This is a genomic window from Mesorhizobium sp. CNPSo 4661 (genome assembly GCF_057784215.1).
Window position 1 is genome coordinate 218,286 of record NZ_JBWGIO010000005.1, and the last position, 26,630, is coordinate 244,915.

Here is a 26,630-nt window from a genome sequence, read left to right on the forward strand (position 1 = left end):
GAGTCGACCGTCCGTGTCCAGCGACCCTGCCATCTGGGGGAAAGATAGCGCAAGCAGCAAAGATAATCCATCACTCTGAATAATTATTGACAGCTCGCCGGATCGATGGTTGAACTGAGCCTGGGAGGAATGCCCCGAACCTTTTGCGCCGACCGGCTGCCATGGATCCATGGCGGCACCGCTGGACCTTTGTCTCCAGCGGCCATGCGCGCGGGTTGAGCAATGAACTGAAGCAGTGCCGGGCCCGCCCCGGCAGGTGCGGCGTTTTGGCCATGGCCGAACGCCGATCGGGAAGTCGTGACCCTGGTCACCAGGGTTCGTGGAGCTTGAGAAGGAGGATGGCTCAGTGAGACGGATTATCCAATCAATCGCAGCAGCAGTGATCGCGACCACCATGTGGTGCGCACCCTCGTTCGCCGACGACGCAGCGCTGCTCGACGGGGTTACCGCCCGAGGCGGCGACAATCCGACGGTCGAAGCGGGGAAATTCAAGAAGGATCCGCCCTGGGTCATCGGCATGAGCCATTTCGGCGTCAACGCGAACACCTGGACGGTGCAGGTTGCGCATGAGGCCGAGGCTGCCGCCGCCAAGGACAAGCGCATCAGCAAATTCATCCTGCTCGACGCCGGCTTCGACCAGAAGAAGCAGGTCGCCGACATCGAGGACCTGATCGCCCAGAAGGTCGACGCCATCATCGTCCAGCCGGTCACCTCGACCTCGGCGGACGCCAGCATCGCCAAGGCCGTGGCGGCGGGCATTCCGGTCATCGTGCACACCGGCCGCATCGAGAGCGACGCCTTCACCACCGAAATCCAGGGCGGCGCCGAGCATTTCGGCAAGGTGATGGGTGACTTCCTGGTCAAGGAGCTTGGTGGCAAGGGCAACATCTGGGTGCTGCGCGGGCTCGCCGGCCATCCAGAGGACACCAACCGCTACAACGGCCTGCTGCAGGCGCTGAAGGGAACCGACGTCAAGATCATCGCCGAGGAGCATGGCGACTGGCAGTACGACAAGGCCAAGAAGCTCTGCGAGACGCTCTACCTGAACAACCCGGAGGTCGACGGCATCTGGTCTTCCGGCGCCGACATGACGCGCGCCTGCGTCGACGTCTTCAAGCAGTTCGGCGCCAAGATCCCGCCGATCACCGGCGAGGGCAACAACGGCTTCTTCGGCCAGTGGATCGCAGACGGCTTCAAGTCGATCTCTGCTGAATACAGCCCGGCACAGGGCGCGGCCGGCATCCGCGCCGCCGTTGCCCTGCTGGAAGGCAAGGAACTGAAGAAGCACTACGACTACAACCCGGCCGGCTGGGACATCGAGAAGGTCAAGAAATACTATCGCGACGATCTCTCGGCCAATGTCTGGTGGCCGTCGGACCTGCCCGAAGACAAGCTCAAGGAATTCTACGCCAAGAAGTAGAGGCGGCGCCATTATGGCGCGGGCGGCGACGACGTTGGCCCGCGCCACGGAATTCCCCTGAAAGCGGCGGTGCTTGTTTCGTGAAAACCCTTGTCGAAATGTCGGATATCCGTAAGGCGTTCGCCGGGACGGCGGCGCTGAAGGGCGTCTCGATCGCGCTTCAATCAGGCTCGGTCCATGCGCTGATGGGCGAGAACGGCGCCGGCAAATCGACGCTGATGAAGATACTCGCCGGGGTCCACCAGCCGGATAGCGGCGCCATCCTGCGCGACGGGCGCCAGGTCGTCTTCCATAAGCCGAAGGATGCGCTGGAAGCCGGTATCTCGACCGTGTTCCAGGAGCTGTCGCTGCTGCCCAATTTGACGATCGCCGAGAACATGTTCCTCGGCCGCGAGCCGACCACCGCTTTCGGTTGGGTCGACCATCGCCGCATGCGGCGCGAGGCCGGCAAGGCGCTTGCCGAGCTTGGCCTCACGCTGGATCCCGGCACGCTGGTCTCGAAGCTCAGCATTGCCGAACGACAGTTCGTCGAGATCGCGCACGGCATCATGACCGACGCCAGCGTGTTCATCCTCGACGAGCCGACGGCGGCGCTCAATGCCGCGGATGTCGAGGTGTTGAACCGCCACATCCGCAGGCTGAAGGATGAAGGCAAGGCGGTGGTCTACATTTCGCACCGCATGGACGAGATTTTCGCCATCTGCGACACCGTCACGGTTCTGAAGGACGGCGAACTCGTCGGCACCAGACCGCTCGCCGAAATGACGCCGGCCGCACTGATCGCGATGATGGTCGGCCGCGAGCTGGCCGACCTCTTTCCCCGGCGCGGCGATGCTCCTGGCCCCGCCATGCTTTCGGTCGAGGATTTCCGCATCACCGAGCGCTCCAAACCGTTTTCGCTGGAGCTCAGCCGCGGCGAGATCGTCGCGCTGGCGGGCCTGGAAGGGCAGGGCCAGCAACGTTTCCTGCGCTCGCTGGTCGGTCAGTACCATCCCTTTGCCGGCCGTGTGACGATCAAGGGCAAGTCGCTGCCCTTGCCGGTGCCGCCGGGCGGCGGCGTGCGCCGGCTGCAGGCGATGGGCGTCGGCTTCGTTCCGGAGGATCGCAAGGAGGACGGGCTCTTCCTCGGCCTTTCCGTGGCGCACAACATTGCCGCCGCGCTCCATTCGAAACGGTCGGAACTGGCGCTGGCCGCCGGCTACCAGCGGCGGATCGCCGACACGATGTCGAGCCTCGCGGTGAAGGCGAGCGGCCCGGGCGCCGCCGTCGGCACGCTGTCCGGCGGCAACCAGCAGAAGGTGCTGCTCGGCCGCTACCTTGCCGCCGACATCGACATCCTGCTTGTCGAAGAGCCGACGCGCGGCGTCGACATAGGCGCAAAGTCCGAGATCTACCGGCTGCTGCGCGACTTTGCGCGCAAAGGCGGCGCGGTGCTGGTGCTGTCGCGCGAGACGGTCGAGCTGATCGGGCTCTGCGATCGCATCTGCGTCGTCCACAACGACACGATCGTGAAGGAAATGCCGGCGGTCGACGCCACGGAGCACAACATCCTCGACGCCGCGCTCAGCGCCAACGGGGAGGCCAACGGGGCGGGAGGTGAGCGCCGATGACAGCCATCAGCAGACGCCTTACGGGCGCGAGAGGATCGCGGCAGGGCATGTGGATGCTGCCCTTGCTGATCGCGCTGGCCATCGCGCTTTGGCTCAGCCTCGAGACGGCGCAGTTCCTCAACGGGGAGAATCTGCTCAATCTGGTGCCGCAGGCGATGCCGCTCGTCATAACGGCGGTCGGCCAGATGTTCGTCATCCTGCTCGGTGGGCTCGACCTTTCGGTCGGATCGATGATCAGCTTCACGACGGCGGTGCTTGCCCTTGGCGGACCCGCCTGGGTGCTGATCCCGGCGGTGTTCGTGCTGGCCGCGCTGGTCGGCTTCAGCAACGGCTTCATCATCACCCGCTTCAACGTGCATCCGATCATCGCGACGCTGTCGACGCAATATATCCTACTCGGGATCACGCGGGTGCTGCGGCCGGTTTCGGGCGGCACGGTGCCGGATATCGTCATCAGCGCCGTGGCTGGATCCTTCCTCGGAGTCCCCATGCCGGTGTTCTGGGGGATATTCACCCTCCTCGTCGCCTGGAAGCTTCTCTACGGTTCCCGCTTCGGGCTGCATCTTTTCGCGATCGGCGGCGGCGTGTCGTCCGGCGTTGAGGATGCGGCGCATAATTTCGGCATCGCCGACCGGCGCAACATCGTGCTTGCCTATGTAATTTGCGCCTGCTTCGCGGCGCTTGCCGGCATCTTCCTCGCGGGGCGCATTGTCTCGGGCGACCCGAATGTCGGGCTTCTCTTCGAGCTCGACGCGATCACGGCCGTCGCCATCGGCGGCACCCAGCTTTCCGGCGGCATCGGCAGCCTGCATGGAACCGTCATCGGCGCGCTCGTCATGGCGCTGCTCGCCAACGGCATGAACCTGACGAACGTGTCACCCTTCATCCAGACCACCATCAAGGGTGCGATCCTGCTTCTGGTGGTCTCCCTGCAGTCGCGCAAGAAGATGGGGTTGTAAGTGGCCGCTGCGCTCGCCAATCCCGTCATGCGCCGCGTGCTGCGCGTCCCGCCGGCCTACTACGTCTTTGCCGCGCTACTTGTGGTTCTGTGGATCGCGCGGCCGAACATGCTCAATCTCAACATCATGGGCATATTCGTGCGCCAGATCGTGCCACTCGGCATATTGGTGCTCGGCCAGCTTCTGGTGATGCGGGTGCGAAGCATCGACCTGTCGGGCGGTGGCGTCATCCTGCTCATCAACTATGCGATCTCGTCCGGCGTCTTCCCCGGCGCCTCCATGGCTTTCTTCATCGTCCTGGCGCTCGGCATCGGTCTCGCGGTCGGGCTCTTCAACGGCCTGATGGTCGGGGTGAGGCGGGTCTCGGCCGTCATCGTCACCCTCGCGGTCGGCATCGTTCTGGTCGGGGTCGTGCAGTACCTTTCGAGCGGCAAGCCGCCCGGCGATGTGCCCGGCATGTTCGCCGACATCTACAACACCAAGCTCGGCCCGGCGCCGACGCCGGTGATCTTCTGGGTGGCGGTTTCGGCGGCGCTGTCGCTGTTCCTGTCGCGCACGGTCTTCGGCCGCTACGTGATGTCGGTCGGCGAGAACGTGCAGGCGGCGCATTTCTCCGGCGTTCCGGTCGCCCGCACCGTGGTGCTTGCACACACGCTGGCGGGCCTGTTCGCCGGGATTGCCGCGCTGGTGCAGACGGCGTCGATCGCCGTCGGCAGTGTCAGGGTCGGGCTCGACCTGCCGATCCTGGCGGTCGCAGCAACCATCCTCGGCGGCGTCGTCTTCGGGCGCGGGGAAGGCGGTGTCTGGGGACCTTTCTTCGGCGTGCTGTCGTTTGCGCTGCTGTTCGTCGTGATGACGACCTTCGGCGTCGACGAGCCCGGCAAGCTGATCGCGCAGGGCCTCATCATCCTGCTCGCGGCGATCTTCTACGGCATCACGGGCAGGTCGAGCTGAGCCGGCAAGTTCGGAACGGCCAACAAGTTAATCGCATAGGGAAATGGATTGGAGACATGACCAAAAGATCGATCCTGTGTTTTGGAGATTCGCTGACCTGGGGCTGGATTCCGGTCATCGAGGGATCGCCGACGCATCGCTACGCCTATGAGGACCGCTGGACGGGCGTGATGGCCTCGCATCTGGGTGACGGGTACCATGTGATCGAGGAAGGTTTGAGCGCCCGCACCACCAGCCTCGACGATCCCAACGATCCGCGACTGAACGGCAGCGCCTATCTGCCCTCGGCGATCGCCAGCCACCTGCCGCTCGACCTCGTCATCGTCATGCTCGGCACCAATGACACCAAGTCGTTCTTCCGCCGCACGCCCTATGAGATCGCCAACGGCATGGCCAAGCTCGTCGGCCAGATCCTCACCAGCGCCGGCGGCGTGGGCACACCCTATCCTGCGCCGCAGGCGCTGGTGGTCGCGCCGCCGCCGTTGACCCCGATGCCGCATCCCTTCTTCCAGGGCATGTTCGCCGGCGGCCATGAGAAGACGGCGGCGCTGGCGGCCGAATATCGCGCCATGGCCGATTTCGCGAAGGTCGATTTCCTCAATGCCGGGGATTTCATCACCACCGACGGCTGCGACGGCATCCACTTCACGCCTGAGAACAATCGCGATCTCGGCAAGGCGATAGCGGACAAGGTTCAGGAGATCTTCGCGCCTCAGCCCGATCGCAAGGTTGCCTGAGGTTCAAATATGACGGCGCATCGGCCCCCTCCAGATCGATGCGCCGATTGCGGGACCGGCGCGGCACCGCCGGCCCGCAATTTCGGTAAGCGGGCCGAGCGGGCCTCGTCCCGACCATGGAAACCACGATCGGTCCGATCCATGGAAAAATTGTTCGGGGAGACGCCTTCGAAAGGCGGATCGTTCCTTCTAAGGCAGGCCATAGTCTATAAAAATTATAGACATTAGATCTGGCGTCGACTTACCGAGAAGTGCCACAGCATGGCCAACCCAACCGTTGTCGGTTTCTCCGGAAATTTCACCCGGCCGTCGAAGACGCGCGGCTTTGTCGAGCTGGTGGTCAGGGACATCGCGGCCCGCAACAACCTGTCCGCGAGCACCTTTGACATCGAAGACGTTGGACCTTCACTCGGCAGCGCCAAATGGGCCCGCGATCTCGATCAGCAGGCCCGCGATGTTCTCGACAGGGTCGTCAACGCCGATGTGCTGGTGGTCGGATCGCCGACCTACAAGGGCAGCTATACCGGTCTCTTCAAGCACTTCTTCGATCTGCTCGATCCGGCCTCGCTGAGGGGCAAGCCGGTGCTGCTGCTTGCAACCGGGGGCGGCGAGCGGCATGCGCTGATCGTCGAGCATCAACTGCGGCCACTGTTCGGCTTCTTCGAGGCTCTCGCCTTGCCGACCGCAGTTTATGCGACCGACAAGGATTTCGCCGACGGCGTGCTGGTTTCCGAAGCGATCCGCAAGCGTGTCGCGCAGGCGGTCGACGATGCAGGCTATGCGCTCTCGCGCCGCGCCGCCGGCCACCGGATCGCGGCGGAATAGCCGAAGCAACCCGCGAGATTTCGACGGCACGCATCAGGATGGGCCATCGGCCGGGGACGCCGGCCCGTCATCGACCGCGCAAAGCGCGCGCAACGTCATCTACGCATTCGGCCATGGACATCAGGGGCGATCGGCGGGTCGGTCACCGGCAAGCTCGTCGTCGAGTTTGCCGCCGGGTTGCCGACGATGGTCGACCTGTCGCCATTCAGGGCCGACAGGTTCTAGCTCCCTGGGCAAATCTCTCGCTTGCGACCTGGATATGCCGCTTCACGCTTGGCCATCGATTTGCCGATTGGTGTAGCTGGAGACAGTTGCAGGGAAAAGACGTTCCATGACATCAGCCAATATTCTGATTTGCGACTTTGTCGGCCTCCGCTTCGGCGCCGACGGCAATCCCGACCATAGCGAGGTCAAGGCTCATATCGAAGCCAAGGGTGGCGTGTTCCACCAGACAGGAATTGGCAGCGCTGGCGCCCTCGATCCTGGCAGGCTGCATTTCTTCTACCTGCCGCAGTTGAGCACGCGGGAGGAATTGTTGGCCGAGGCTGGCGACGGCCGCTACGACGCCGTCATCGCAGCCGCGACCTTCATTCCGGCGGAGGCCAGGTTCCGCCTCGGCGGCGTGCGCATCGGAACCGGCACTGGCAATATGGGCTCTACCTCGTGGGGTGGGGGCAGCGGAGAGGGCGGCGAAGCGCCGCTCATGAACACGCCGGGCATCAACAGCCGCGCCACCGCGCAAATGGCCATGAAGGCGTTGCTGAAAGTCAGGCCGGATCTTCCCGTGGACAGGCTCAACACCCTGGTCGCCGGCGGGCAGTTCGACACGGGAAAAGACCTGCGGCATTACCCGACCGAAAAGCTCGAAGGCAAAAGACTGGCGGTGATCGGCTATGGCAACATCGGCCGGGAGTTCGTCAGGCTCGGCCAGGCCTTCGGCATGCGGGTCATAATCCATGCGCGGCCCCGTCACCGCAAATGGATCGAGCTTGAGGGCTTCGACTACGCCGCAAGCATGGAGGACGCGGCGCGTGGCGCGGACGCGCTTTCGGTTCATCTCGGCCTGGGTGCCTTCGATGCCGGCCAGAAAAAATACGCTAACGCCGGACTGATCGGAGACGAGCTGCTCTCCGCCCTCAACCCGGGCGCCGTGCTGATCAACTACGACCGGGGCGAACTGGTCGATGTGGCGGCGCTGGAGCGCGCACTGGAGTCAGGGCGCATTTCCCATGCGGCGATCGACGCGGACCTGTTCAATGACGGCGGCACACTTTCAGGGCCGATGCTGCCTTATCTCAAGCTGGTCGAGCGCCATGGCCAGCGTCTGGAGCTTCTGCCGCATGCCGCGGCCGACACTGATCATCCCTCCCGCGTCGCGGGCGCCAAGCAAGCGGTCGATCAGATCCACGCCGCCATCGTCGAGCATCGCGTCCACAATCTGAAAGGATCGCTGCCTTCGGGATTTGTCGACATGGGAGCGAAAACCCCGCCGGGTATCGGCGGCATCGATCTCCGGCATCTGGCGACGCTGGCCGCCGATCGGGACGCGGCCGCCGACCTCGCCCGCTCAAGCGCTCTCGTTGCCGCGTTCTGGGAACGCATCCTGACCGCGTCCGAGCAGGAGCGACCGGCGCTGATCGCTTCCGAAGGAGAAGCATTCGCCGAGGCCGCGAACCGTCTCTCCACACTTATGCGCACGCACCACCTTTCGGGGCCGTTCTCTTCAGGATCGCTCTGACGCTCACAATCCTGTGGGGGCTGGCACGCTTGCATCGCCTCGGCAAATCCTGGCGACGGAGCGGTCCGCGCCGCGCCGTCGGTGAAATCGACGTGTCGGATCCGCAGGAACTCGTCGTATCAGATTTCAGAAAGAGTGCGGCGAGCTGCTCGCCAAGCCTTTGAAAAACTTGGTGATCCCGACAGGAATCGAACCTGTGACCTACAGATTAGGAATCTGCCGCTCTATCCTACTGAGCTACGGGACCACGCGGCCCGACACATAGACGCTTCGGGCCGGTTCGCCAAGGGGCATGCTGACCTCCCATGGGCCGGATATCTTATCTCGGCCGGACCGAGCCGGCCAAGCCGTATGGCGGCCGGACACTCGCCGCCTTCGCTCGATGCCGGTCAAGCGGCCAGCGCCGTCTCGGCCAGCTTCACCCAATAGCTCATGCCGTGCGGGATGACCTCGTCGTTGAAGTCGTAGGCCGGGTGATGCAGGCCGGCCGTGTCGCCATTGCCGATGAAGATGAACGCGCCGGGGCGGGCTTCCAGCATATAGGAGAAATCCTCACCGCCCATCACCGGCTGGATGGCGCGGTGGACGTGGCTGTCGCCGGCGATGTTGGCGGCGACATCGCCGGCAAACACGGTTTCCTCGGCATGGTTGAAGGTGACGGGGTAGTTGGCGTCGTAATCGACCTCGATGGTGGCGCCGAAGGCGGAGGCGAGCCCGGCGCAGAGCGCGCGGACGCGCTCTTCCGATTTCTTGGCCACTTCCTTCTTCAGCGTGCGCACGGTGCCGGCGATCTCGGCGCTTTCGGGGATGACGTTGTAGGCGTCGCCGGCGTGGAACTTCGTCACCGACACCACCACGGCCTCGACCGGATCGGTGCTGCGCGAGGCGATGGTCTGCAGCGCGCCGACCAGCTGGCTGGCGATGACGATCGGGTCGATCGTGCCGTGCGGCATCGCGGCATGGCCGCCGCGGCCCTTGACGGTGATGGTGAACTCGGCTGTGGCGGCCATGATCGGACCGGGCTTGATGGCGAACTGGCCGACCGGCAGGCCGGGCATGTTGTGCATGCCGAACACTTTCTCGATGCCGAAGCGCTCCATCATGCCGTCCTTGACCATTTCGTTGCCGCCGCCGCCACCTTCCTCGGCCGGCTGGAAGATCACCGCCACGGTGCCGGCGAAATTGCGCGTTTCGGCGAGATATTTGGCGGCGCCCAAGAGCATCGCGGTATGGCCGTCATGGCCGCAGGCGTGCATCTTGCCGCGCACGGTCGAGGCCCATGGCTTGCCGGTGATCTCGTCGATCGGCAGCGCGTCCATGTCGGCCCGGAGCCCGATGGTCGGGCCATCGCCGTTGCGGCCGCGGATGATGCCGACGACGCCGGTCTTGCCCAAACCGGTCACCACGTCGTCGCAGCCGAAGGCCTTCAGCTTTTCGGTGACGAAGCCGGCGGTCTGGAAGACGTCGAAATTCAGCTCCGGTGTCTGGTGCAGATGTCGTCGCCAGCCGGCAACTTCTTCCTGCATTTGCGCGGCGCGGTTCAGAATCGGCATGATCGTTCCATCTCTTGGTTGACTGGCGGCAATCGGTTCAGAGCCGCTGCTCAGCAATTGTGAATGTATGGCACTTTGCCATTTTGGCGTCACATAGGGTAAATAGCACGGCAACAATGCGGTCCGGGATCGAGGGTCGGGCCGAATTTGTGCTGGCGATGGGTAACGAAATCTTACGGACCCAGCGGCGATTACGGCAAGAGGCGATTTTCGGATTTGATCATGCGGCAAAGGCATTTCCTCAACCTGTTGCTGGCTGGCGCGCTGGCGCTTCCGGTGTTTGCCGGCGCTGCGCACGCCAATCCGGTGGTCCTATTCGATTTGAAGAGTGGCTCCATCCTGGAGCATCAGGACGCGTTCAAGCGCTGGTATCCGGCCTCGCTCAGCAAGCTGATGACGGCTTATGTCACCTTTCGCGCCATCCAGGCGGGCGAGGTGGCGCTCGATTCGCCGATCAAGGTGACGAAGCATTCGGCTGGCGAGCCGCCGAGCAAGATGGGCTTCAAACCAGGCTCGGTGATGCGGCTCGACAATGCGCTGAAGATGATGCTGGTCAAGTCGGCCAACGACATCGCCATGGCCGTCGGCGAGAATATAGGAGGGTCGCAGGCCGCCTTCGCCGACCGCATGAACGCAGAGGCGGCCCGGCTCGGCATGGTTGGAACGCATTTCGTCAACCCGAACGGGCTTTATTCGCCGGAACAATACACGACCGCGCGCGACCTTGCCGTTCTGGTGGCGGCGCTGCGCAATGATTTTCCGCAATATGCGCCCTGGTTCTCGATCGAGGGCCTTGCCGTCGGCAAGAAGGCCCTTCCGAACTATAATCTGCTGATCGGCCGCTATCCCGGCGCCGACGGCATGAAGACCGGTTTCGTCTGCTCTTCCGGATTCAACATGATCGGCTCGGCGACGCGCAACGGTCGCACGCTGGTCGCCGTGGTGCTCGGCGAGAAATCGGCAGTCAGCCGCGCCGAAGCGGCGGCAAAGCTGCTCGACCAGGGTTTCGATATGCCGGCGGCGGGTTCGACCACGCTGGCCGCACTCAAGCCCTATGGCGACACGCTGTCGCCCAACGACATGCATGACGAGATCTGCAAGAAGAAGCCGAAGGAGGAGCAGTCCGAGGCAGCCCCCGAGGTCGCCGCCAAGAACGCGCCGAAGTCGCCCTATCAGGTGAAACTCGACCATCCTACGCTGATCGCCGTCGGCTTGGGTGGCGCCACCGGACCAGCGCCGAAGGCCTTTGTCGACCAGGCCGATCAGAATTACGCCGATGTGCCGCTGCCGAGCTGGCGGCCCGACCGGCCGGCGCCTGCCGGCGTCGAGCCGTTGGCAACCGCCGCTGCCGGGGCGCAGGGCGACCAACCGGCCAAGACGGCGAACTGACCCCGCCATGGGTAGCGGTTTTCCCATTCCCGTATCCGTGCTCACCGGCTTTCTCGGTGCCGGCAAGACGACGCTGCTCAACCGGCTGCTTAAGGATCCGGAGCTTGCCGACACGGCGGTGATCATCAACGAGTTCGGCGAGGTGGCGATCGATCATCTTCTGGTCGAGCAGGCGTCCGACGGCATCATCCAGCTTTCCGACGGTTGCCTCTGCTGCACGGTGCGCGGTGATCTGGTCGATACGCTCGCCGATCTCGTCGACCGGCTGCAGACCGGCCGTATCGCGAAATTGGCCCGCGTCGTTGTCGAGACGACGGGCCTGGCCGATCCGGCACCGGTGCTGCAGTCGATCATGGCGCATCCGGCGCTGGTGCAGGCCTTCCGGCTCGACGGCGTCATCACGCTGGTCGACGCCGTCAACGGCGAGGCGACGCTCGATGCCCATGTCGCGGCGGTCAAACAGGCCGCGGTGGCCGACCGTATCGTGTTGACCAAGACGGACCTTGCCGGCGCGGCCGGGATCAAGGCGTTGCGGGCGAGGCTCAAGCAGCTCAATCCGGGCGCCGTCGTCCTCGATGTCAATGAGGCCGGTACGGGCGCCGCGGCGCTGTTCAACTGCGGCCTCTATGATCCTCAGACCAAGTCCGCCGACGTGCGGCGCTGGCTTGGCGAAGAGGCGGCGCATGATCAAGATCATTACCATGATCAAGATCATCACCATGATCAGGATCATCACCATGATCAGGATCATCGCCATGATCATCGCCACGACCATCATCACCATGACGGCGACCATGATCATGGCCATCATCACCATGCGCATCGCCATGATACGCGCGTGCGCTCGCACTCGCTTGTCCATGACGGCCCGGTGCCATTCTCGGCGATCGAGATGTTCCTCGACCTCCTGCGCTCGACACATGGCGAGAAACTCTTGCGCATGAAGGGCGTCATCGAGCTCGCCGAGGATCCCTCGCGGCCGCTGGTCGTCCACGGCGTGCAGAAGATCCTGCATCCGCCGGCAAGACTGCCGGCCTGGCCCGACGGCCAGCGCGGCACCAGGCTGGTGCTGATCACGCTCGACATGCCGGAGGATTATATTCGGCGGCTGTTCGCCGCTCTCACCAACAAGCCGTCGATCGACACGCCGGACCGCGCGGCGCTGGAAGCCAATCCGCTGGCGATAGCCGGGTTATAAGCCGAAAAGGCGCCGGCTCAGGCCGCGTTGCCGCGCTCGACCAGGAAGCGGTGGCCGCCGGTGACCGCGGCCGTCTCGACCAATTGGTGACCGGCATCGGCGCAGAAGGCCGGGATATCGATGACCGCGAGCGGATCGGTGGTTTCCAGCCAAAGCCGGCTGCCGGGCCGCATCGTGGCCAGCCGCTTGCGGGCTTTCAGCACCGGCAGCGGACAATTCAGCCCTTTCAGGTCGTAGATGGCGGCCTTTTTTGCCAAGCTGAGGGCTCTCAGCCGCCGAACATGCCGAGCAGCTTCTTCTTCAGCTTCGACACGGTGCCTTGGTCGGCGTCGGCGGCCTGCTGCGTTTCCTGCGCGGGCGCTGCCTCGACGCCGGCGGTGACGACCGGCTGCTGCGCCGCCTGCTTGGCGGCTTCCTTTTCGGCCAGCGCCTGGGCTTTTGCCTGTTCCTTGGCGGCTTTGGCCGCCTCGATCGCCGCCAGGCGCTGCTCCTCGGCCTTGCGCTTGGCTTCCTTTTCCGCGTCGGCTGCGGCCATCTTGCGGCCAAGCGGGGAATCGATGCGGCCCATGCGGGTCGTTTCGGTCACCGAACCGTCGGAATTCATCGACGGCGGGTCGATCGGCACGCGCTCGCCGCGGGCGCGGCGCTTCGACCAGTCCGAAACGATGCTGGCTTCCTTGACGCCGGCAATCGTCGGCTTCGGCGGCGGCGTGCTCGAGTTCACGGCCGAATTGAAGGCCGCGTCGTAGCTCTTCTCGTAATTGGCGAAGGCCGTCTTCAGCGAATCCGGCTGGGTCGTCGCGGGGCAGGGGCCGGTCGGATCAAAGGTGGTGCCTTCGGGCGCGACCTGGTTGAAGACGTAGCGTTTCTCGCAGACGTCGACCTTCGGCGGCACCTTGGTGATCTCGAAATTGTCGTAGCCGACCTTCAGCATCTTCCAGAAGTCGTAGTTCGGGTCGTTGCGGTAGCGCGCCATGTTGGCGGCGGTCATGCGGAAGGGGAAAGCCTGGATCTGAAACTCGGTCTGGCCGCCCTGGAAGGCATCGCGGCCGAAAGCATAGATCTGCTCGATCTGCGCATCGGTCATCGAATAACAGCCGGAAGACGAGCAGGCGCCGTGGACCATCAGGTTCTGGCCGGTGCGGCCATTGGCGCGGTCATAGGCATTGGGGAAGCCGATGTTGAAGGACAGATGGTAGTTCGAGCGCGGGTTCATCTGCGAGGGACGTACCGTGTAGAAGCCCTCCGGCGCCTGGCGGTCGCCCTCGGTGTATTTGGGACCGAGCTTGCCCGACCATTTGCAGATGTCGTAGCTGGCGACGAGATCGTAGCGGCCATTGGTCTTGGCCTTCCAGATCTCGAGCTTGCCTTCTTCCTTGAAGATGCGCGCCATCACCGAGGAGGTGCGGATCATGCCCTTGGCCCGCATGTCGGCAAGGATCTTGTCCGGCAACGGCTTGTTGGCCTCCGGCGCGAAATCCTTCATCGAGGAATCGTTGCAGCCGGCGACGCCGATGGCGGCGATCAGGACTCCGGTGCGGGCAAGCTTGGCAAACATCGATATGGCTACGTCTCTTCTCTCGGGCCGACGGCTCTCTGCATGGCCGGGCCCGCAGGCTGAACACCAGTGGACCGTAAGCCCGTTAACCTTGAAAATTCCTTACCGCAAGCCTTCGCCACAAATCCGGGCCAACCCCTCGCGATAATTCCATTGAGCCGAAAGCGGCGGCATTTTTGTGGCGGAATCGTGCCCTGCCGCCACTTTGCCGTGTGGTGGCCAAGGCAATTCCGGACGATCACACGTTGAGGGGCCGGTTCTGACGGACCAGGTAACGCTGCCACCCTGGTTATTGCCGCCACTATTGCCATGTCCATGGCGGCCCAAGGCCAACCACGGGATGATCGGTCATCCGCCTTAGAGGCTGCGGCCCATCGACAGGTACTTCTCGCGGCGCTGCTCGCGGAAATCGGTGTTGGCGCCGGCAAAGTCCTTCATCGTCCTGGCGATGAGGTCGCCGGTCGAGGCGATCACCGTTTCCGGCGCGCGCTGGGCGCCGCCCATCGGCTCGGGAATGATGGCGTCGATGATCTTCATCTCGAGAAGATCCTGCGCGGTGATCTTCATGTTGGTCGCCGCATCCTTGGAACGGGTGGTGTCGCGCCACAGGATCGAGGCGGCACCCTCGGGCGAGATCACCGAATAGATGGCATGTTCCAGCATGTAGACGCGGTTGGCGGTGGCAATCGCAATGGCGCCGCCGGAGCCGCCTTCGCCGATGACAACCGAGATCGAGGGCACTTTCAGTGCCAGGCAGGCCGAGGTCGAACGGGCGATCGCTTCGGCCTGGCCGCGCTCCTCGGCGCCGACGCCGGGATAGGCGCCGGCGGTGTCGACCAGCGTCAAAAGCGGGATATTGAAACGGTCGGCCAATTCCATCAGGCGCACCGCCTTGCGGTAGCCCTCGGGCCGCACCGAGCCGAAATTGTGCTTGATGCGGCTTGCCGTGTCCGAGCCCTTTTCCTGGCCGATCACTGCCACCGGCTCGCCGCGGAAGCGGGCGAAGCCGCCGACGATCGCCTGGTCGTCGCCGAAATTGCGGTCGCCGGCCAAGGGCGTGAAATCGGTGAACAGCGTCTTGATATAATCGACGCAATGCGGGCGGTCGGGATGGCGCGCGACCTGTACCTTCTGCCAGGGCGTGAGCGCCTTGTAGAGGTCGCGCAATGCGTCGCGCGAACGCTTTTCCAGCCTGCTGATCTCTTCGGCGACATCGACCGCCTCGCCGTTCTCGGCAAGCTTCTTCAGCTCAAGGATCTTGAGCTCCAGATCCTGCACCGGCTTTTCGAAGTCGAGGTAGTTGTACATGCTTGGGTGGACCGGTCCGTCGGAAGGCAAATGGCTGGCGGAACCGCTGAAATGCCGGCCCCGGGCGGTGGAACGTCGCCCTCACATAGCGATATGAGGCCTAGTCGGCAAGCGGATGATGATCGTTGACCAGCCGCACCAGCCGCTCCTCCAGCACATGGGTGTAGATCTGCGTCGTCGAGATGTCGGCATGGCCTAGGAGTTGCTGGACGGCTCTGAGATCGGCGCCGTTCTGCAGGAGATGGCTGGCAAAAGCATGGCGAAGCACATGCGGCGAGATTTTTGCCGCGGCTATTCCCGACCGCGCGGCCAACCCCTTGAGATCGCGGGCGAAAACCTGCCGGGAGAGATGGCCGCTGTCGGAGGAGGCCGGAAACAGGAACGGGCTCTCGGCAAAGGCCGGCCGCTCGGCCCTTGCCGCGAGCCAGGCGCGCATGGCGGCGCGCGCCTTGGTCGAGAGCGGCACCATGCGCTCCTTGTCGCCCTTGCCGCGCACCATGAAGAAGCGGTCGTCGCGAAGCGCCACCGTGACCGGCAGCCCGACCAGCTCCGACACGCGCAGGCCCGTGGCGTAGAGCACCTCGACCAGCGCGTGCAGGCGCAACGCGGCCAGCCTGTCGCCGTCCGGTCCGGCTTCACCGGCTTCCAGGGCCGCGCGGTCGAGCAGGCGCCCGGTCTCGGCCTCGCTCATCGTCTTCGGCAGCGGCCGGCCCTTGCGCGGGCTGTCCAGCGTGCCGGTCGGGTCGTCGCCGCGCAGGCCTTCGGCATAGAGGAATTTGAAGAACTGGCGGATCGCCGACAGTTTGCGCGCCTGCGAGGTCGGCGCGAAGCCGCGCGCGGCAACGTCGTCGAGATAGGCGCGGATGTCGGCCGGTCCCGCGCCCGCCAGTCCGCCATTGATGGCTTCGGAGGCGTCTTCCAGGTCGCGGCGGTAGGAGGAAAGCGTATTCTCGGCCGCGCCGCGTTCGGCGCTCATCATCTCCAGAAAGGCTTCGATGCGGGCCGCGCTTTTCATCTGGCCGGGATCAATTCTTCTTCGGATTGAGCTTCTCGGCAGGAATTCGAATGCTCATTTCCGCCTTTTTCGGCTCCACGAACATCGCCAGCGCGAACATCGCGCCATAGGCAATGCCTGCAAGAACCGCCAGCGTCACGACGAAGCGAAACAAAGTCGGCATTAAAATTTTCGCCCGTCTTCTTGTTCTGCGTTTCCAAAGCCCTGTGCCCTTATGGGACGCCAATCCGGCCAATTCAAGGACGAAGGATTCGGCTCGATGCAGGTTTTGCCGGAAAAGCTCCTAAGCAGGCATTCGTGCGCAACCCCACGAATGCCTGCTTAGGGATTGTTGTTATTCGCAGGTTCTCTTCGCAAAACCGTGGGACACTTTTGCGGAACCTGCTTAGGGCCTTTGCCAGGCCGCGCTTGACGCAAACAGGCTTTTGATGTCGATACGGCGCAAAGAGGCCCCGATGAACGCTCTGCCACCAAATTCGACGGACGAAGGCCGCGCCGCGCTGATCGAAGCGCTCGGCAGCCGCTCAATCGTCTTCGTCGGGCTGATGGGCGCCGGCAAGACCGCGATCGGCCGCAAGGTGGCGGCGATGCTGTCGCTGCCCTTCATGGACAGCGACCAGGAGATCGAGAGCGTCTCGCGCATGACGGTGCCGGAGCTGTTCGAGCGCTATGGCGAACCGGAATTCCGCGCGCTGGAGCAGCGCGTGATCCTGCGCCTGCTGGAGAACGGACCGCAGGTGCTGTCGACCGGCGGCGGCGCCTTCATGAACGCGCAGACGCGCGAGGCGGTCGCGGCTTATGGCGTGTCTGTCTGGCTGGAGGCCGACCTCGACCTCTTGATGGAACGGGTTTCCAAGAAACAGAACCGGCCGCTCTTGAAGAATCCCGATCCGCGCGGCGTGCTGGAGCGGCTGATGGGCGAGCGTTACCCGGTCTACGCCACCGCGGACCTGACCGTGCCGACCCGTGACGACCGCAAGGAGATCATCGCCGGCGAAGTCGTCGCGGCACTCTGCGCCCATCTCGGCGTCGACGCGATCGCGACAGGCGCTACAAGCGCCACAACCGACGGGGTGCAGTCGTGAGCGATGCCGAACCGGTGAAGGTCGAGGTCGGGCTCGGCGACCGCGCCTATGACATATTGATCGGCTCCGGGCTGCTGGCACGCTCCGGCGAGGAGATCGCGCGCCGGCTTCCCGGCACGCGCGCGGCCATCGTCACCGACGAGAATGTCGCCGCCGCGCATCTCGACGCGCTGAAGGCGGGGTTGGACAAAGGCGGCATCCGGTCCGCCGTCATCACGCTGCCCGCCGGCGAAAAGACCAAGAGCTTTGCCCATCTCGAAGAGGTGGTCGACGGCGTGCTCGCGGCGAAACTCGAACGCCGCGACGTGGTCATCGCGCTCGGCGGCGGCGTCATCGGCGACCTGGCAGGCTTCGCTTCCGGCATCGTGCGGCGCGGCATGAATTTCGTGCAGGTCCCGACCTCGCTCCTGGCGCAGGTCGATTCCTCCGTCGGCGGCAAGACCGGCATCAACAGCGCGCGCGGCAAGAACCTCGTCGGCGTCTTTCACCAGCCCAAGCTGGTGCTTGCCGACACCCAGGTGCTCGACACGCTGCCGATCCGCGAGTTCCGCGCCGGCTATGCCGAGCTTGCCAAATACGGGCTGATCGACCGCCCGGCCTTCTTCGCCTGGCTTGAACAGAACTGGGGGCAAGTCTTTGCCGGCGGCCCGGCGCGGGTCGACGCGATCGCCGAGGCCTGCCGCGCCAAGGCCGATGTCGTTGCCCGCGACGAGTTCGAGACCGGCGACCGCGCGCTGCTCAATCTCGGCCACACGTTCGGCCATGCGCTGGAAGCCGCCACGCGCTATGACGGCGCCCGCCTTGTCCATGGCGAGGGTGTGGCCATCGGCATGGCGCTGGCGCATCGCTTCTCGGCGCGTCTCAACCTGGCGAGCCCCGACGATGCAAGCCGTGTCGAAGCGCATCTTCGCGCCGTCGGCTTGCCCTGGCGCATGGCCGATATTCCGGGCGAGCTGCCGGATGCCGAAGCGTTGCTCGGCTTCATCACCCAGGACAAGAAGGTCTCGCGCGGCGCGCTGACCTTCATCCTGACGCGCGGCATCGGCCAGGCCTTCATCGCCAAGGACGTGCCGGCGTCGGAAGTGCTCTCCTTCCTCAAGACGAGCCATCCCGAACGGTCCAAGAGGAGCCGTTCCGGATGACCGACGCCGGCTGGATCGTCGCCGCCGTCCTCGCCGTCATCCTGCTTTCGGCGCTTCTGTTGCGCACCCGGTTGCTTGCCGCCTTCGGCTACGCGCTGCGGCCGATCGAACCGCCGCAGCGATCCGAGCGCAGCGGCAAGGATCAAGACAACGGCGATCTCCGCCGCGATGGCGATGCTGTCCGCGCGGAGCGCAATCGGCTCGAGGGCCTCTTCGACCTCGAAGAGCTCGAAGTGTCGGATATCATGGTCCACCGCACCAATATGCGCTCGGTCAATGCCGACAATGCGCCGGAGGCGGTGGTGCGCGAGATCCTGCAGAGCCCGCACACCCGCATGCCGTTGTGGAAGGACTCGCTCGACAACATCGTCGGCGTGCTGCACGCGAAAGATCTGCTCAGGGCCCTCAACGAGGTCGGCAACGATTTTTCGCGGATCGACGTCATGAAGATCGCCGCGAAGCCGTGGTTCGTGCCGGACACCACCACCTTGCAGGAACAGCTCAACGCCTTCCTGCGCCGCAAGGCGCATTTCGCCATCGTCGTCGACGAATATGGCGAGGTCGAAGGGCTGGTGACGCTGGAAGACATCATCGAGGAGATCGTCGGCGAGATCGCCGACGAGCACGATGTCGACATGCAGGGCGTGAAGAAGGAAGCCGACGGCTCCGTCGTCGTCGACGGCACGGTGCCGATCCGCGACCTGAACCGCGCGCTCGACTGGGACCTGCCCGACGAGGAGGCGACGACGATCGCCGGCCTCGTCATCCACGAGACGCAGTCGATCCCGGAGGAGAAGCAGGCCTTCACCTTCCACGGCAAGCGTTTCGTGGTCATGAAGCGCGACAAGAACCGCATTGCGCGGTTGAGGATACGGCCCGCCAGCGAAGGCTAGTGCGTTTCACCGTTTCATGGAAACGGCGAAACGCCCTATCTCCTTGTTTTGACGCAATTCCGGACGGAAAACCGTTCACACTTTTCCTGGAATTGCTCTAGGTGTGCTGATATTCAGGTGATGCCGGCCCGCGAACCGCGGTTTCCTGCGCTTCCAGTGCTCATTCGCGATCTCACAATTCCTTGGTCGAACGCTCGCTGAGCATCGCGCCGGTTCCGGCATCGATTGCCGCCAGGCTGACGTCATAGCCCCAAAGGTTGCGGATATGGCGCAAGGTCGCGTCGCGGCCCTGGGCCTCTAGCATGACGCCGTCCTTGACCTTGTGCTGGAGCCGCAGATGCCGGTCGCCCAGGAGGTCGACGTCGACCACCTGGATGTCGGGACGGCTGGCGCCGATATCGTAGCTTTGCGCGAGCGCCGACCGTATCCTGGCGTAGCCGCGTTCATTGTGGATCGAGGCCACCTCATAGTGCGGCTCGTCGGCGCCGTCGGCGAGCACGAAGAGCCGCCATTTGCGGATCAGCGTCGGGCTCAGATATTGGCGGATGAAGGATTCGTCGCGGTGGTTGGCCCAGGCGTCGAGCAGGGTGTCGCGCCAGTCGCCGCGGCCGGCGATGTCGGGAAACCAGTCGCGGTCCTCGGCGGTCGGCGCGGTCGAGATGCGCTGGATGTCCTGCATCATGTCGAGACCCAGCGCATAGGGATTGATGCCGGAAAAGCGCGGATCGTCATAGGCCGGCTGGAAGATGACGTTCGAGTGGTTACGCAGGATCTCGAGCATGGCGCCCTCGCCAATGCGGCCACGGTCGAACAGCGTGTTCATGAGCGTGTAATGCACGAAGGTGGCGCAACCTTCGTTCATCACCTGGGTTTGCCGTTGCGGGTAGAAATATTGCGCGATGACACGCACGATCCTGACGATCTCGCGCTGCCAGGGCTCGAGCACCAGGCTGTTCTTCTCGAGGAAATAGAGCAGGTTTTCCTCCGGCAGATTGAGCGATTTCTTCCGCTCGGCAAGGATTTCGTCCCCTGCTTCCAGCTTGCTCTTGCCCGGCGAGGGCGGCAGCGTTCGCCATAGATCGTTGAAGGAGCGTTCCTCGTATTCAAGGCGTTCGCGCAGCCCTTCGCGCTGTTGTTCCGATGACAGTTTCGGCGGCCGGCGGTAGCGGAACACGCCTTGCTCCATCAGCGCGTGCGCGGAATCCAGGATTGCCTCCACGGCGGCCAGGCCATGCCGTTCCTCGCATCGGGTTATGTAGCTCTTGGCGAAGTCCAGATAGCTCAGGATGCCGCCGGCATCCGTCCATTGCCGGAAGAGATGATTGTTCTTGAAGAAATGATTGTGCCCAAGCGCGGCATGCGCCGTCACCAAGGCCTGCAGGGCCATGGTGTTTTCTTCCATGAGGTAGACGATGCAAGGGTTGGAGTTGATGACAATCTCATAGGCCAAACCCCGCGCGCCCTTGCGGTAGAGAAGCTCGTCGTGGAGAAAACGTTTGCCGAACGACCAATGCCGGTACATCAGCGGCATGCCGATCGACGAATAGGCGTCGAGCATCTGCTCGGAGGAAATGATCTCCATCTGCACCGGGTAGATGTCGAGGCGAAGCTCCTCGCGGCCGATGGCTTCGATTTCGTCATAGACCCGGGACAGCTTGTTGAAATCCCAGTCGGACCCAGAAAACAGCATTTCGGACTTGCGCGCCTGGCTGACCATTGCCGAGGCCCTCAAGCGGTCTTGCGCAGGTTGGGCTGCCTGGCGAAGAGCTCGCGGAAGACCGGGTATATGTCGGCCGGCGCGGCAATGCGCCTCATCTGGAAGTTCGGCCATTTGCCGTCGACGGCGTTGTAGGCGCGCCAGAGCGATGTGCCGTTCTCGGTCGAGCCGAAAATGTGGCTTTCCCGCTCGTCGATGATCTCCACATAGGCGAAGTACTGGCAAAGCCGCATCAGCTTGCGGTCGAGCAGCTCTATGCAGCGCTCGGAGTCGGTGGCGAAATTGTCGCCGTCGGAGGCCTGGGCGGCGTAGATGTTCCATTCAGAGGCCGGATATCGCTCTTCGATGATGCGATGCATCTCCTCGAGCGCCGTGGAAACGACGGTGCCCCCGCTTTGGGTGTGGTAGAAGAACGTGTGCTCGTCCACCTCCTTGGCCTCGTGGGTGTGGCGGATGAAGACGATCTCGGTGCGCTCGTATCGTCGCGTCAGGAACAGATGCAGCAGCACGAAGAAGCGTTTGGCCAGATCCTTCTCTCGCTCGCCCATCGATCCGGAGACGTCCATGAGGCAGAACATGACGGCACTGGCATTCGGCCGCGGCTGAGGGTCGAAGCGATTGAAGCGGATGTCGACCGGATCGACATAGGCAATCCGCCTGCGCCGGCGCTCCAGCCGGTCGAACTCTTCGCGCAGAGCCTCGATGCGTTCGCGCGTCTTTACATTCAGCGGCCTGGATTCCAGCTCGGCGATCTGCCCGGCGATGGCGTCCACGTCAGCCTGCTTTGGACGCCTGAGCGCGATGCGGCGCCCGTGGCTGTTTCGCATCGTGCGCCCGACATTGATGTTGGTCGGCGCGCCGCTTGCCGCGAAGCCCGCCCGCTTCGGCTTGAAGCTGAGTATCTGCTTGAGACTGAGCTTGACCAGATCCGGCAGTTCGAGGTCCTCGAAGAAGAGGTCGAGCACTTCCTCGCGCGACAGCATGAAGCGGAAGTCGTCCTCGGATTCCGTGGTTCCCGGAGCCGAGCCGAAGCCTCCGCCGCCGCCAGGCTTGTCGATAAGATCGCCAGGGCTGAACGTCCGGTTGCCGGGCAGGATGTGCTGGCGCCGGCCGCTTTCCTTGTCGTCGCCGAAGGTCGGTTCGCCGATGCCCTTGCGCGGCATCGGCACGGCATGCTCGCGGTCGAGCTCGGCGATGCCGCCGGCGCGGACCTTGTCGCGGATGCTGCGCTTGAGCTCCTCGCGGGCGCGCCTGAGGAAGCGCTGGCGATTGCCAAGGCTCTTGTCCTTCGGGTTCAGGCGGCGGTCGATGAAGATCGGCATGGAACCGTCCCGGCTTTGCTCAGCCCGCCTTGTTCACGCGCATATACCAGTCGACCAGCCGGCGCACCTGCCGCTGGGTATAGCCGCGTTCCACCATGCGCTGCACGAATTCGTTGTGCCGCTTCTCCGTGACGCTGTCCTGCTTGGAGCCGAAGCTGATCACCGGCAGCAGGTCCTCGACCTGGCCAAACATGCGCTTCTCGATGACCTCGCGAAGCTTTTCGTAGCTCGTCCAGGACGGGTTGCGGCCATGGTTGCGCGCCCGGGCACGCAAGGTGAATTTGACCACTTCGTTGCGGAAGTCCTTGGGGTTGGCGATGCCGGCCGGCTTCTCCACCTGCGACAACTCCTTCTCCAGGACCTCGCGGTTGAGGATCTGGCCGGTGTCGGGGTCCTTGTAGTCCTGATCCTCGATCCAGGCATCGGCATAGGCGATGTAGCGGTCGAAGAGGTTCTGACCGTACTCGCTGTAGGATTCCAGATAGGCCTTCTGAATCTCGTGACCGATGAACTCGGCATAGCGCGTCGCGAGTTCCGACTTGATGAATTCGAGATAGGCGGCCTCCGTTTCCTTCGGGAATTGCTCGCGCTTGATCGCCTCTTCGAGGATGTACATCAGGTGCACGGGATCGGCCGCCACCTCCTTGGTGTCGTAGTTGAACGTCTGCGACAGGATCTTGAAGGCGAAGCGCGTGCTGACCCCGGTCATACCCTCGTCGACGCCGGCGGCATCGCGATATTCCTGGACCGACTTGGCCTTCGGGTCGACCTCCTTGAGGTTCTCGCCGTCATAGGCGCGCATCTTGGTGTAGAGCGGCGAGTTCTCGTGCTCGGCAAGGCGGGTCGAGACGGTGAAGCGGCTGAGAATGTCCAGCACCTCCGGCGCGCAGGGGCTGTTTGCCAGTTCGCTTTCGCGCACCAGCTTCTCATAGATCTGCCTTTCCTCGGTGATGCGCAGGCAATACGGAACCTTGACCACGAGGATGCGGTCGAGGAAGGCCTCATTGTTCTTGTTGTTCTTGAATTGCTGCCATTCCGATTCATTCGAATGGGCAACGACGATGCCCTGATAGGGGAAGGCACCGAAATTCTCGGTGCCGTTGTAGCTGCCTTCCTGGGTTGCCGTCAGCAATGGGTGCAGCACCTTGATGGGCGCCTTGAACATCTCGACGAATTCGAGCAGCCCTTGCGTGGTCCGGTTCAGGCCGCCGCTGTAGGAGTAGGCGTCGGGGTCGGATTGGCTGAAATGCTCCAACTGCCTGATGTCGACCTTGCCGACCAGCGCCGAGACGTCCTGATTGTTCTCGTCGCCGGGCTCGGTCTTGGCGATGGCGATCTGGCGCAGCCGCGACGGCATCAGCTTGACGACGCTGAATTTGGAGATGTCGCCCGACAGTTCGTCGAGGCGCTTGGCCGCCCAGGGCGAAATCAGCCCGTTCAGGCGGCGGCGGGCGATGCCGTATTTATCCTCCAGCAGATCGCTCATGCGGTCGGGATGGAAAAGGCCAAGCGGCGATTCGAAGACCGGGCTGATCATGTTGCCGACCTTGAGCGTGTAGATCGGGCGTTCCTCCATCAGCTTCTTCAGCCGTTCGGCCAGCGAGGACTTGCCGCCGCCGACCGGTCCCAGGAGATAGAGGATCTGCTTGCGCTCCTCGAGGCCCTGCGAGGCGTAGCGGAAATATCCGGCGATGCGCTCGATCGTGTCCTCCATTCCGTAGAAGTCGGAAAAGGAGGGGTAGACCTTGACGGTGCGGTTGGAGAAAATTCGGCCGAGCCGCTCGTCCTTGCTGGTGTCAATCAGGTTCGGCTCGCCGATTGCCGCAACCATGCGTTCGGGCGCCGAGGCATACATGGATTTGTCCTCGCGGCAGGCAAGCAGATATTGCTGGAGACTGATCTCTTCCTGGGCCGCGTTGGAATAAATCTCCGAAAACAGGTCGAAGACGTCTGATTGATTCTCGCGCATGATGCTTGCCTCGGAGCCGACCGGCAGCCAATCGGCTCATCGCTCCATCAACTGCCGGAAAGCAATGTGGTTCCCTTCTCGTGAAGGGAGAGCGCACCGCACTCCGACATCGGCCCTCGGGACGCCCGATTCGGCCGAAAATGCTCACCTGATAAGATACGTGGTGATTGCTGGCGGAGCGTCAAGGAGCGGATTTGTTTTCGCACCGAAAGTTGTCATTTTTGGTCCGTAAATGAGCTGCGTGGCGAGCGTCCGCGCGCTGTCGCCGCAACTTGGCCGGAGATGACGATGATCGATCGACGCAGCCTCATTGCGGCATCGCTGGCGGCACTGTTGCCGCCAGGTGCTTCGGCCGCCCGGCGTCCGGGCCAGCCGGAACCGCAAACCCTCGATTACGGTCCGGCCAAGCTCGATGTCTATGCAGTCGACGGCGCGAACAAGCTGCCGGTGATGTTTTTCGTCCATGGCGGCGCCTGGCGGTTCGGCAAGCGCAGCCAGGTCGGCGCCAAGCCGGACTTCCTGCTCGCCAATGGCTTCGTCCTCGTCTCGATCGATTACCGCATGCTGCCGGAAGCCGATGTCGCTACCCAGGCCGGCGATGTTGAAAAGGCCTACGCCTATGTGCGCGCCAACATCGCGCGGCATGGCGGCGATCCGGATCGCATCGTCGGCATGGGCCATTCGGCCGGCTGCCATCTGATTGCGCTGACCGGCATGCGCGGCGGACTGCCCGGTGTCGCCGCGCTGATCCTCGACGACACCAGAGCCTATGATCTTGCGGCGTTATCCAGGAATGGCGGCATGGTTCGGGCCTATGCGCGTGTCTTCTCCGACCCGGCGCAATGGGCGGCGCTGTCGCCGTCGAGCTATGTCGACAGCAAGAAACATCCGCCGACTTTCATCGCCTATTCGCGGGCATCCGGGCGAGGCGAAGAATCGAAAGCGTTCGCGGAACGCCTGCGTGCCACCGGCACCAAGGTCACGCTGTTCGACGGCAGCGCCTATACGCACATGTCGATCAATGGCGATTTCGGCAAGGACGGAGACGCCTTGACCGCGGCGGCGCTGGCGTTTCTCAAGGCGACCGTCGGCTGAACGCTTACCAGCGCGTCTTCTCGCCAGGCGCCGCCGGCTCGATCGCCAGCGCATGAACGCCGGCTTTCAATTCGTCCGCGAGCAGTTCGTTGACGGCGCGGTGGCGCTCGATGCGGCCCATGCCGGCAAAGTTCGGCGAAACGATGCGGACGCGGAAATGCGTCTCGCCGGTGCCGGCGAACGTCGCATGATGGCCGGACTCGACGTGATGATGGCCGGCGTGAAGGTGGCTTTCGTTGATGACGGCGAGCCTTTCGGGCGAAAACGCCGCTTTCAGCTTGTTTTCCATCGTCGACTGTATGGACATCCTGGCTTCCCTTCACCACATCTGCGGCACAGCCGCAAAATCCATCTTTTTGACCGCTTTTAAGCCGCGATTCAGCGGTTAGGGCGATCATCGGCGAAATGTCAATTCTTGTTTCGCACGTGCGAACAGCCCATAAATGGGTGAGATGAAAGCGTATCCCAAATATTTCGAGAAAATTCGTATCCGGCCAGAGAAGGACGCGGAGCTGAAGTCGCGCGCGCCGGTTTGCCAGTGGGACGGCTGCAACGAGGCCGGCACGCATCGCGCGCCGGTCGGGCGCCTCAAGGAAGGCGAATATTTCCACTTCTGCTTCGAGCATGTGCGCGAATACAACAAGGGCTTCAACTATTTCTCAGGCGTGACGGACAGCGAGATCGCCCGCTTCCAGAAAGAGGCGCTGACCGGGCACAGGCCGACATGGCGCATGGGCGCCAATGGCGGCGGGACGCGCTCGGCGCCGGATTTCGCGCAGCAGCGTTCGGGGCGCGCCGGCTACTACAACCGCATGCGCGATCCCTTCAACCTGTTCGGCGCCGGAGCGCGCGAGCCGCGCGAGCGCAAGGCAAAGCCGCTTGAGGCCAAGGCGCTGGAAACGCTTGGCCTTGATACAAAGGCGACTGGTCAGGACATCAAGGCGCGTTATAAGGAACTCGTTAAGCGCCACCATCCGGATGCGAATGGCGGCGACAGAGGTTCGGAAGACCGGTTCCGCGATGTGCTGCAGGCCTATCGCGTGCTCAAGCAAGCGGGATTGTGCTGAGCAGCCCTACGGTCCCGTGTCGTTTTCCAACTTTCATAAGGTTGGAAAAGGCTCTAAGACCGCCCCCGGACAAAAT

The 26,630-nt window shown here is 63.7% G+C and carries 24 protein-coding genes and 1 tRNA gene; 14 read left to right on the top strand and 11 right to left on the bottom strand.

Annotation, left to right across the window (positions count from 1 at the left end; genetic code table 11):
- The first annotated feature begins 394 nt into the window (after window positions 1-394).
- From AC0YKC_RS09560 to AC0YKC_RS09590, 7 genes are all read left to right on the top strand, one after another.
- A complete protein-coding gene (locus AC0YKC_RS09560; RefSeq protein WP_488510970.1) occupies window positions 395-1,420 on the top strand; it encodes a substrate-binding domain-containing protein in 1,026 nt (341 codons plus the stop codon).
- 80 nt (window positions 1,421-1,500) lie between these two features.
- Window positions 1,501-3,030, top strand: coding sequence for a sugar ABC transporter ATP-binding protein (locus AC0YKC_RS09565; RefSeq protein ID WP_488510910.1), 1,530 nt, complete (start codon window positions 1,501-1,503; stop codon window positions 3,028-3,030).
- Window positions 3,027-3,989: an ABC transporter permease gene (locus AC0YKC_RS09570; protein WP_488510911.1), complete on the top strand. Its 963-nt coding sequence runs from the start codon at window positions 3,027-3,029 to the stop codon at window positions 3,987-3,989. The genes AC0YKC_RS09565 and AC0YKC_RS09570 overlap by 4 nt, the downstream gene beginning before the upstream one ends.
- A gap of 27 nt (window positions 3,990-4,016) precedes the next feature.
- Entirely contained in the window at window positions 4,017-4,943 is a 927-nt protein-coding gene (locus AC0YKC_RS09575) for an ABC transporter permease (RefSeq protein ID WP_488510971.1), read from the top strand.
- Between the two features lie 56 nt (window positions 4,944-4,999).
- Complete coding sequence (locus AC0YKC_RS09580; protein WP_320296637.1) at window positions 5,000-5,680, top strand: SGNH/GDSL hydrolase family protein; 681 nt, start codon at window positions 5,000-5,002, stop codon at window positions 5,678-5,680.
- Window positions 5,681-5,941: 261 nt separating this feature from the next.
- Window positions 5,942-6,505, top strand: coding sequence for an FMN reductase (gene msuE / locus AC0YKC_RS09585; RefSeq protein ID WP_488510912.1), 564 nt, complete (start codon window positions 5,942-5,944; stop codon window positions 6,503-6,505).
- 331 nt (window positions 6,506-6,836) lie between these two features.
- Window positions 6,837-8,243, top strand: a complete 1,407-nt coding sequence (locus tag AC0YKC_RS09590; RefSeq protein WP_488510913.1) for an NAD(P)-dependent oxidoreductase — start codon at window positions 6,837-6,839, stop codon at window positions 8,241-8,243.
- Window positions 8,244-8,413: 170 nt separating this feature from the next.
- Here the strand turns inward: AC0YKC_RS09590 and AC0YKC_RS09595 are convergent.
- Both AC0YKC_RS09595 and AC0YKC_RS09600 read right to left on the bottom strand, forming a co-directional pair.
- Window positions 8,414-8,490: transfer RNA gene (locus AC0YKC_RS09595), tRNA-Arg, on the bottom strand.
- A gap of 142 nt (window positions 8,491-8,632) precedes the next feature.
- Entirely contained in the window at window positions 8,633-9,796 is a 1,164-nt protein-coding gene (locus AC0YKC_RS09600; protein ID WP_488510914.1) for a M20 aminoacylase family protein, read from the bottom strand.
- 222 nt (window positions 9,797-10,018) lie between these two features.
- Between AC0YKC_RS09600 and AC0YKC_RS09605 the strand changes: the two genes are divergently transcribed.
- The gene (locus AC0YKC_RS09605) at window positions 10,019-11,185 is read left to right on the top strand and encodes a D-alanyl-D-alanine carboxypeptidase family protein (protein ID WP_488510915.1); all 1,167 of its coding nucleotides are present in this window, start codon (window positions 10,019-10,021) and stop codon (window positions 11,183-11,185) included.
- Between the two features lie 7 nt (window positions 11,186-11,192).
- The gene (locus AC0YKC_RS09610) at window positions 11,193-12,383 is read left to right on the top strand and encodes a CobW family GTP-binding protein (protein ID WP_488510916.1); all 1,191 of its coding nucleotides are present in this window, start codon (window positions 11,193-11,195) and stop codon (window positions 12,381-12,383) included.
- A gap of 17 nt (window positions 12,384-12,400) precedes the next feature.
- On the opposite strand, the gene AC0YKC_RS09615 is transcribed toward AC0YKC_RS09610, so the two are convergent.
- The 5 genes from AC0YKC_RS09615 to AC0YKC_RS09635 form a co-directional block, all read right to left on the bottom strand.
- Complete coding sequence (locus AC0YKC_RS09615) at window positions 12,401-12,640, bottom strand: sulfurtransferase TusA family protein (protein WP_434724217.1); 240 nt, start codon at window positions 12,638-12,640, stop codon at window positions 12,401-12,403.
- An 11-nt stretch (window positions 12,641-12,651) separates the two neighbouring features.
- Window positions 12,652-13,941 (bottom strand): L,D-transpeptidase family protein, encoded by a 1,290-nt coding sequence (locus AC0YKC_RS09620; RefSeq protein ID WP_434724216.1) that lies wholly within the window; start codon window positions 13,939-13,941, stop codon window positions 12,652-12,654.
- Window positions 13,942-14,298: 357 nt separating this feature from the next.
- Window positions 14,299-15,249, bottom strand: a complete 951-nt coding sequence (locus AC0YKC_RS09625) for an acetyl-CoA carboxylase carboxyltransferase subunit alpha (protein ID WP_434724215.1) — start codon at window positions 15,247-15,249, stop codon at window positions 14,299-14,301.
- Between the two features lie 100 nt (window positions 15,250-15,349).
- Window positions 15,350-16,264, bottom strand: a complete 915-nt coding sequence (locus AC0YKC_RS09630; protein ID WP_320296646.1) for a site-specific tyrosine recombinase XerD — start codon at window positions 16,262-16,264, stop codon at window positions 15,350-15,352.
- Between the two features lie 10 nt (window positions 16,265-16,274).
- Window positions 16,275-16,427, bottom strand: coding sequence for a hypothetical protein (locus AC0YKC_RS09635; RefSeq protein ID WP_042643428.1), 153 nt, complete (start codon window positions 16,425-16,427; stop codon window positions 16,275-16,277).
- A gap of 292 nt (window positions 16,428-16,719) precedes the next feature.
- Between AC0YKC_RS09635 and AC0YKC_RS09640 the strand changes: the two genes are divergently transcribed.
- Genes AC0YKC_RS09640 through AC0YKC_RS09650 form a run of 3 tightly spaced genes read left to right on the top strand, consistent with a single transcriptional unit; the run spans window position 16,720 to window position 19,384 of the window.
- Window positions 16,720-17,349: a shikimate kinase gene (locus tag AC0YKC_RS09640; protein ID WP_434724213.1), complete on the top strand. Its 630-nt coding sequence runs from the start codon at window positions 16,720-16,722 to the stop codon at window positions 17,347-17,349.
- Complete coding sequence (gene aroB, locus AC0YKC_RS09645) at window positions 17,346-18,491, top strand: 3-dehydroquinate synthase (RefSeq protein WP_488510917.1); 1,146 nt, start codon at window positions 17,346-17,348, stop codon at window positions 18,489-18,491. Before AC0YKC_RS09640 ends, aroB begins: the two co-directional genes overlap by 4 nt.
- Window positions 18,488-19,384 (top strand): HlyC/CorC family transporter, encoded by an 897-nt coding sequence (locus tag AC0YKC_RS09650; RefSeq protein WP_434724211.1) that lies wholly within the window; start codon window positions 18,488-18,490, stop codon window positions 19,382-19,384. The genes aroB and AC0YKC_RS09650 overlap by 4 nt, the downstream gene beginning before the upstream one ends.
- A 172-nt stretch (window positions 19,385-19,556) precedes the next feature.
- On the opposite strand, the gene AC0YKC_RS09655 is transcribed toward AC0YKC_RS09650, so the two are convergent.
- Genes AC0YKC_RS09655 through AC0YKC_RS09665 form a run of 3 tightly spaced genes read right to left on the bottom strand, consistent with a single transcriptional unit; the run spans window position 19,557 to window position 24,392 of the window.
- Window positions 19,557-21,101 carry a SpoVR family protein gene (locus AC0YKC_RS09655; protein WP_488510918.1) on the bottom strand — a complete coding sequence of 515 codons (1,545 nt, stop codon included), beginning with the start codon at window positions 21,099-21,101 and terminating at the stop codon, window positions 19,557-19,559.
- Window positions 21,102-21,112: 11 nt separating this feature from the next.
- On the bottom strand, window positions 21,113-22,423 hold the full coding sequence (locus AC0YKC_RS09660; protein ID WP_488510919.1) for a YeaH/YhbH family protein: 1,311 nt from the start codon (window positions 22,421-22,423) through the stop codon (window positions 21,113-21,115).
- Window positions 22,424-22,442: 19 nt separating this feature from the next.
- Window positions 22,443-24,392: a PrkA family serine protein kinase gene (locus AC0YKC_RS09665; RefSeq protein WP_488510920.1), complete on the bottom strand. Its 1,950-nt coding sequence runs from the start codon at window positions 24,390-24,392 to the stop codon at window positions 22,443-22,445.
- A gap of 288 nt (window positions 24,393-24,680) precedes the next feature.
- On the opposite strand from AC0YKC_RS09665, the gene AC0YKC_RS09670 reads away from it, so the two are divergent.
- Window positions 24,681-25,487 (top strand): alpha/beta hydrolase, encoded by an 807-nt coding sequence (locus AC0YKC_RS09670; protein ID WP_488510921.1) that lies wholly within the window; start codon window positions 24,681-24,683, stop codon window positions 25,485-25,487.
- A gap of 4 nt (window positions 25,488-25,491) precedes the next feature.
- Here the strand turns inward: AC0YKC_RS09670 and AC0YKC_RS09675 are convergent, their stop codons facing one another.
- Complete coding sequence (locus AC0YKC_RS09675) at window positions 25,492-25,794, bottom strand: BolA family protein (RefSeq protein ID WP_320296654.1); 303 nt, start codon at window positions 25,792-25,794, stop codon at window positions 25,492-25,494.
- A gap of 136 nt (window positions 25,795-25,930) precedes the next feature.
- On the opposite strand from AC0YKC_RS09675, the gene AC0YKC_RS09680 reads away from it, so the two are divergent.
- Entirely contained in the window at window positions 25,931-26,554 is a 624-nt protein-coding gene (locus tag AC0YKC_RS09680) for a J domain-containing protein (RefSeq protein ID WP_320296655.1), read from the top strand.
- Window positions 26,555-26,630 lie beyond the last annotated feature (76 nt).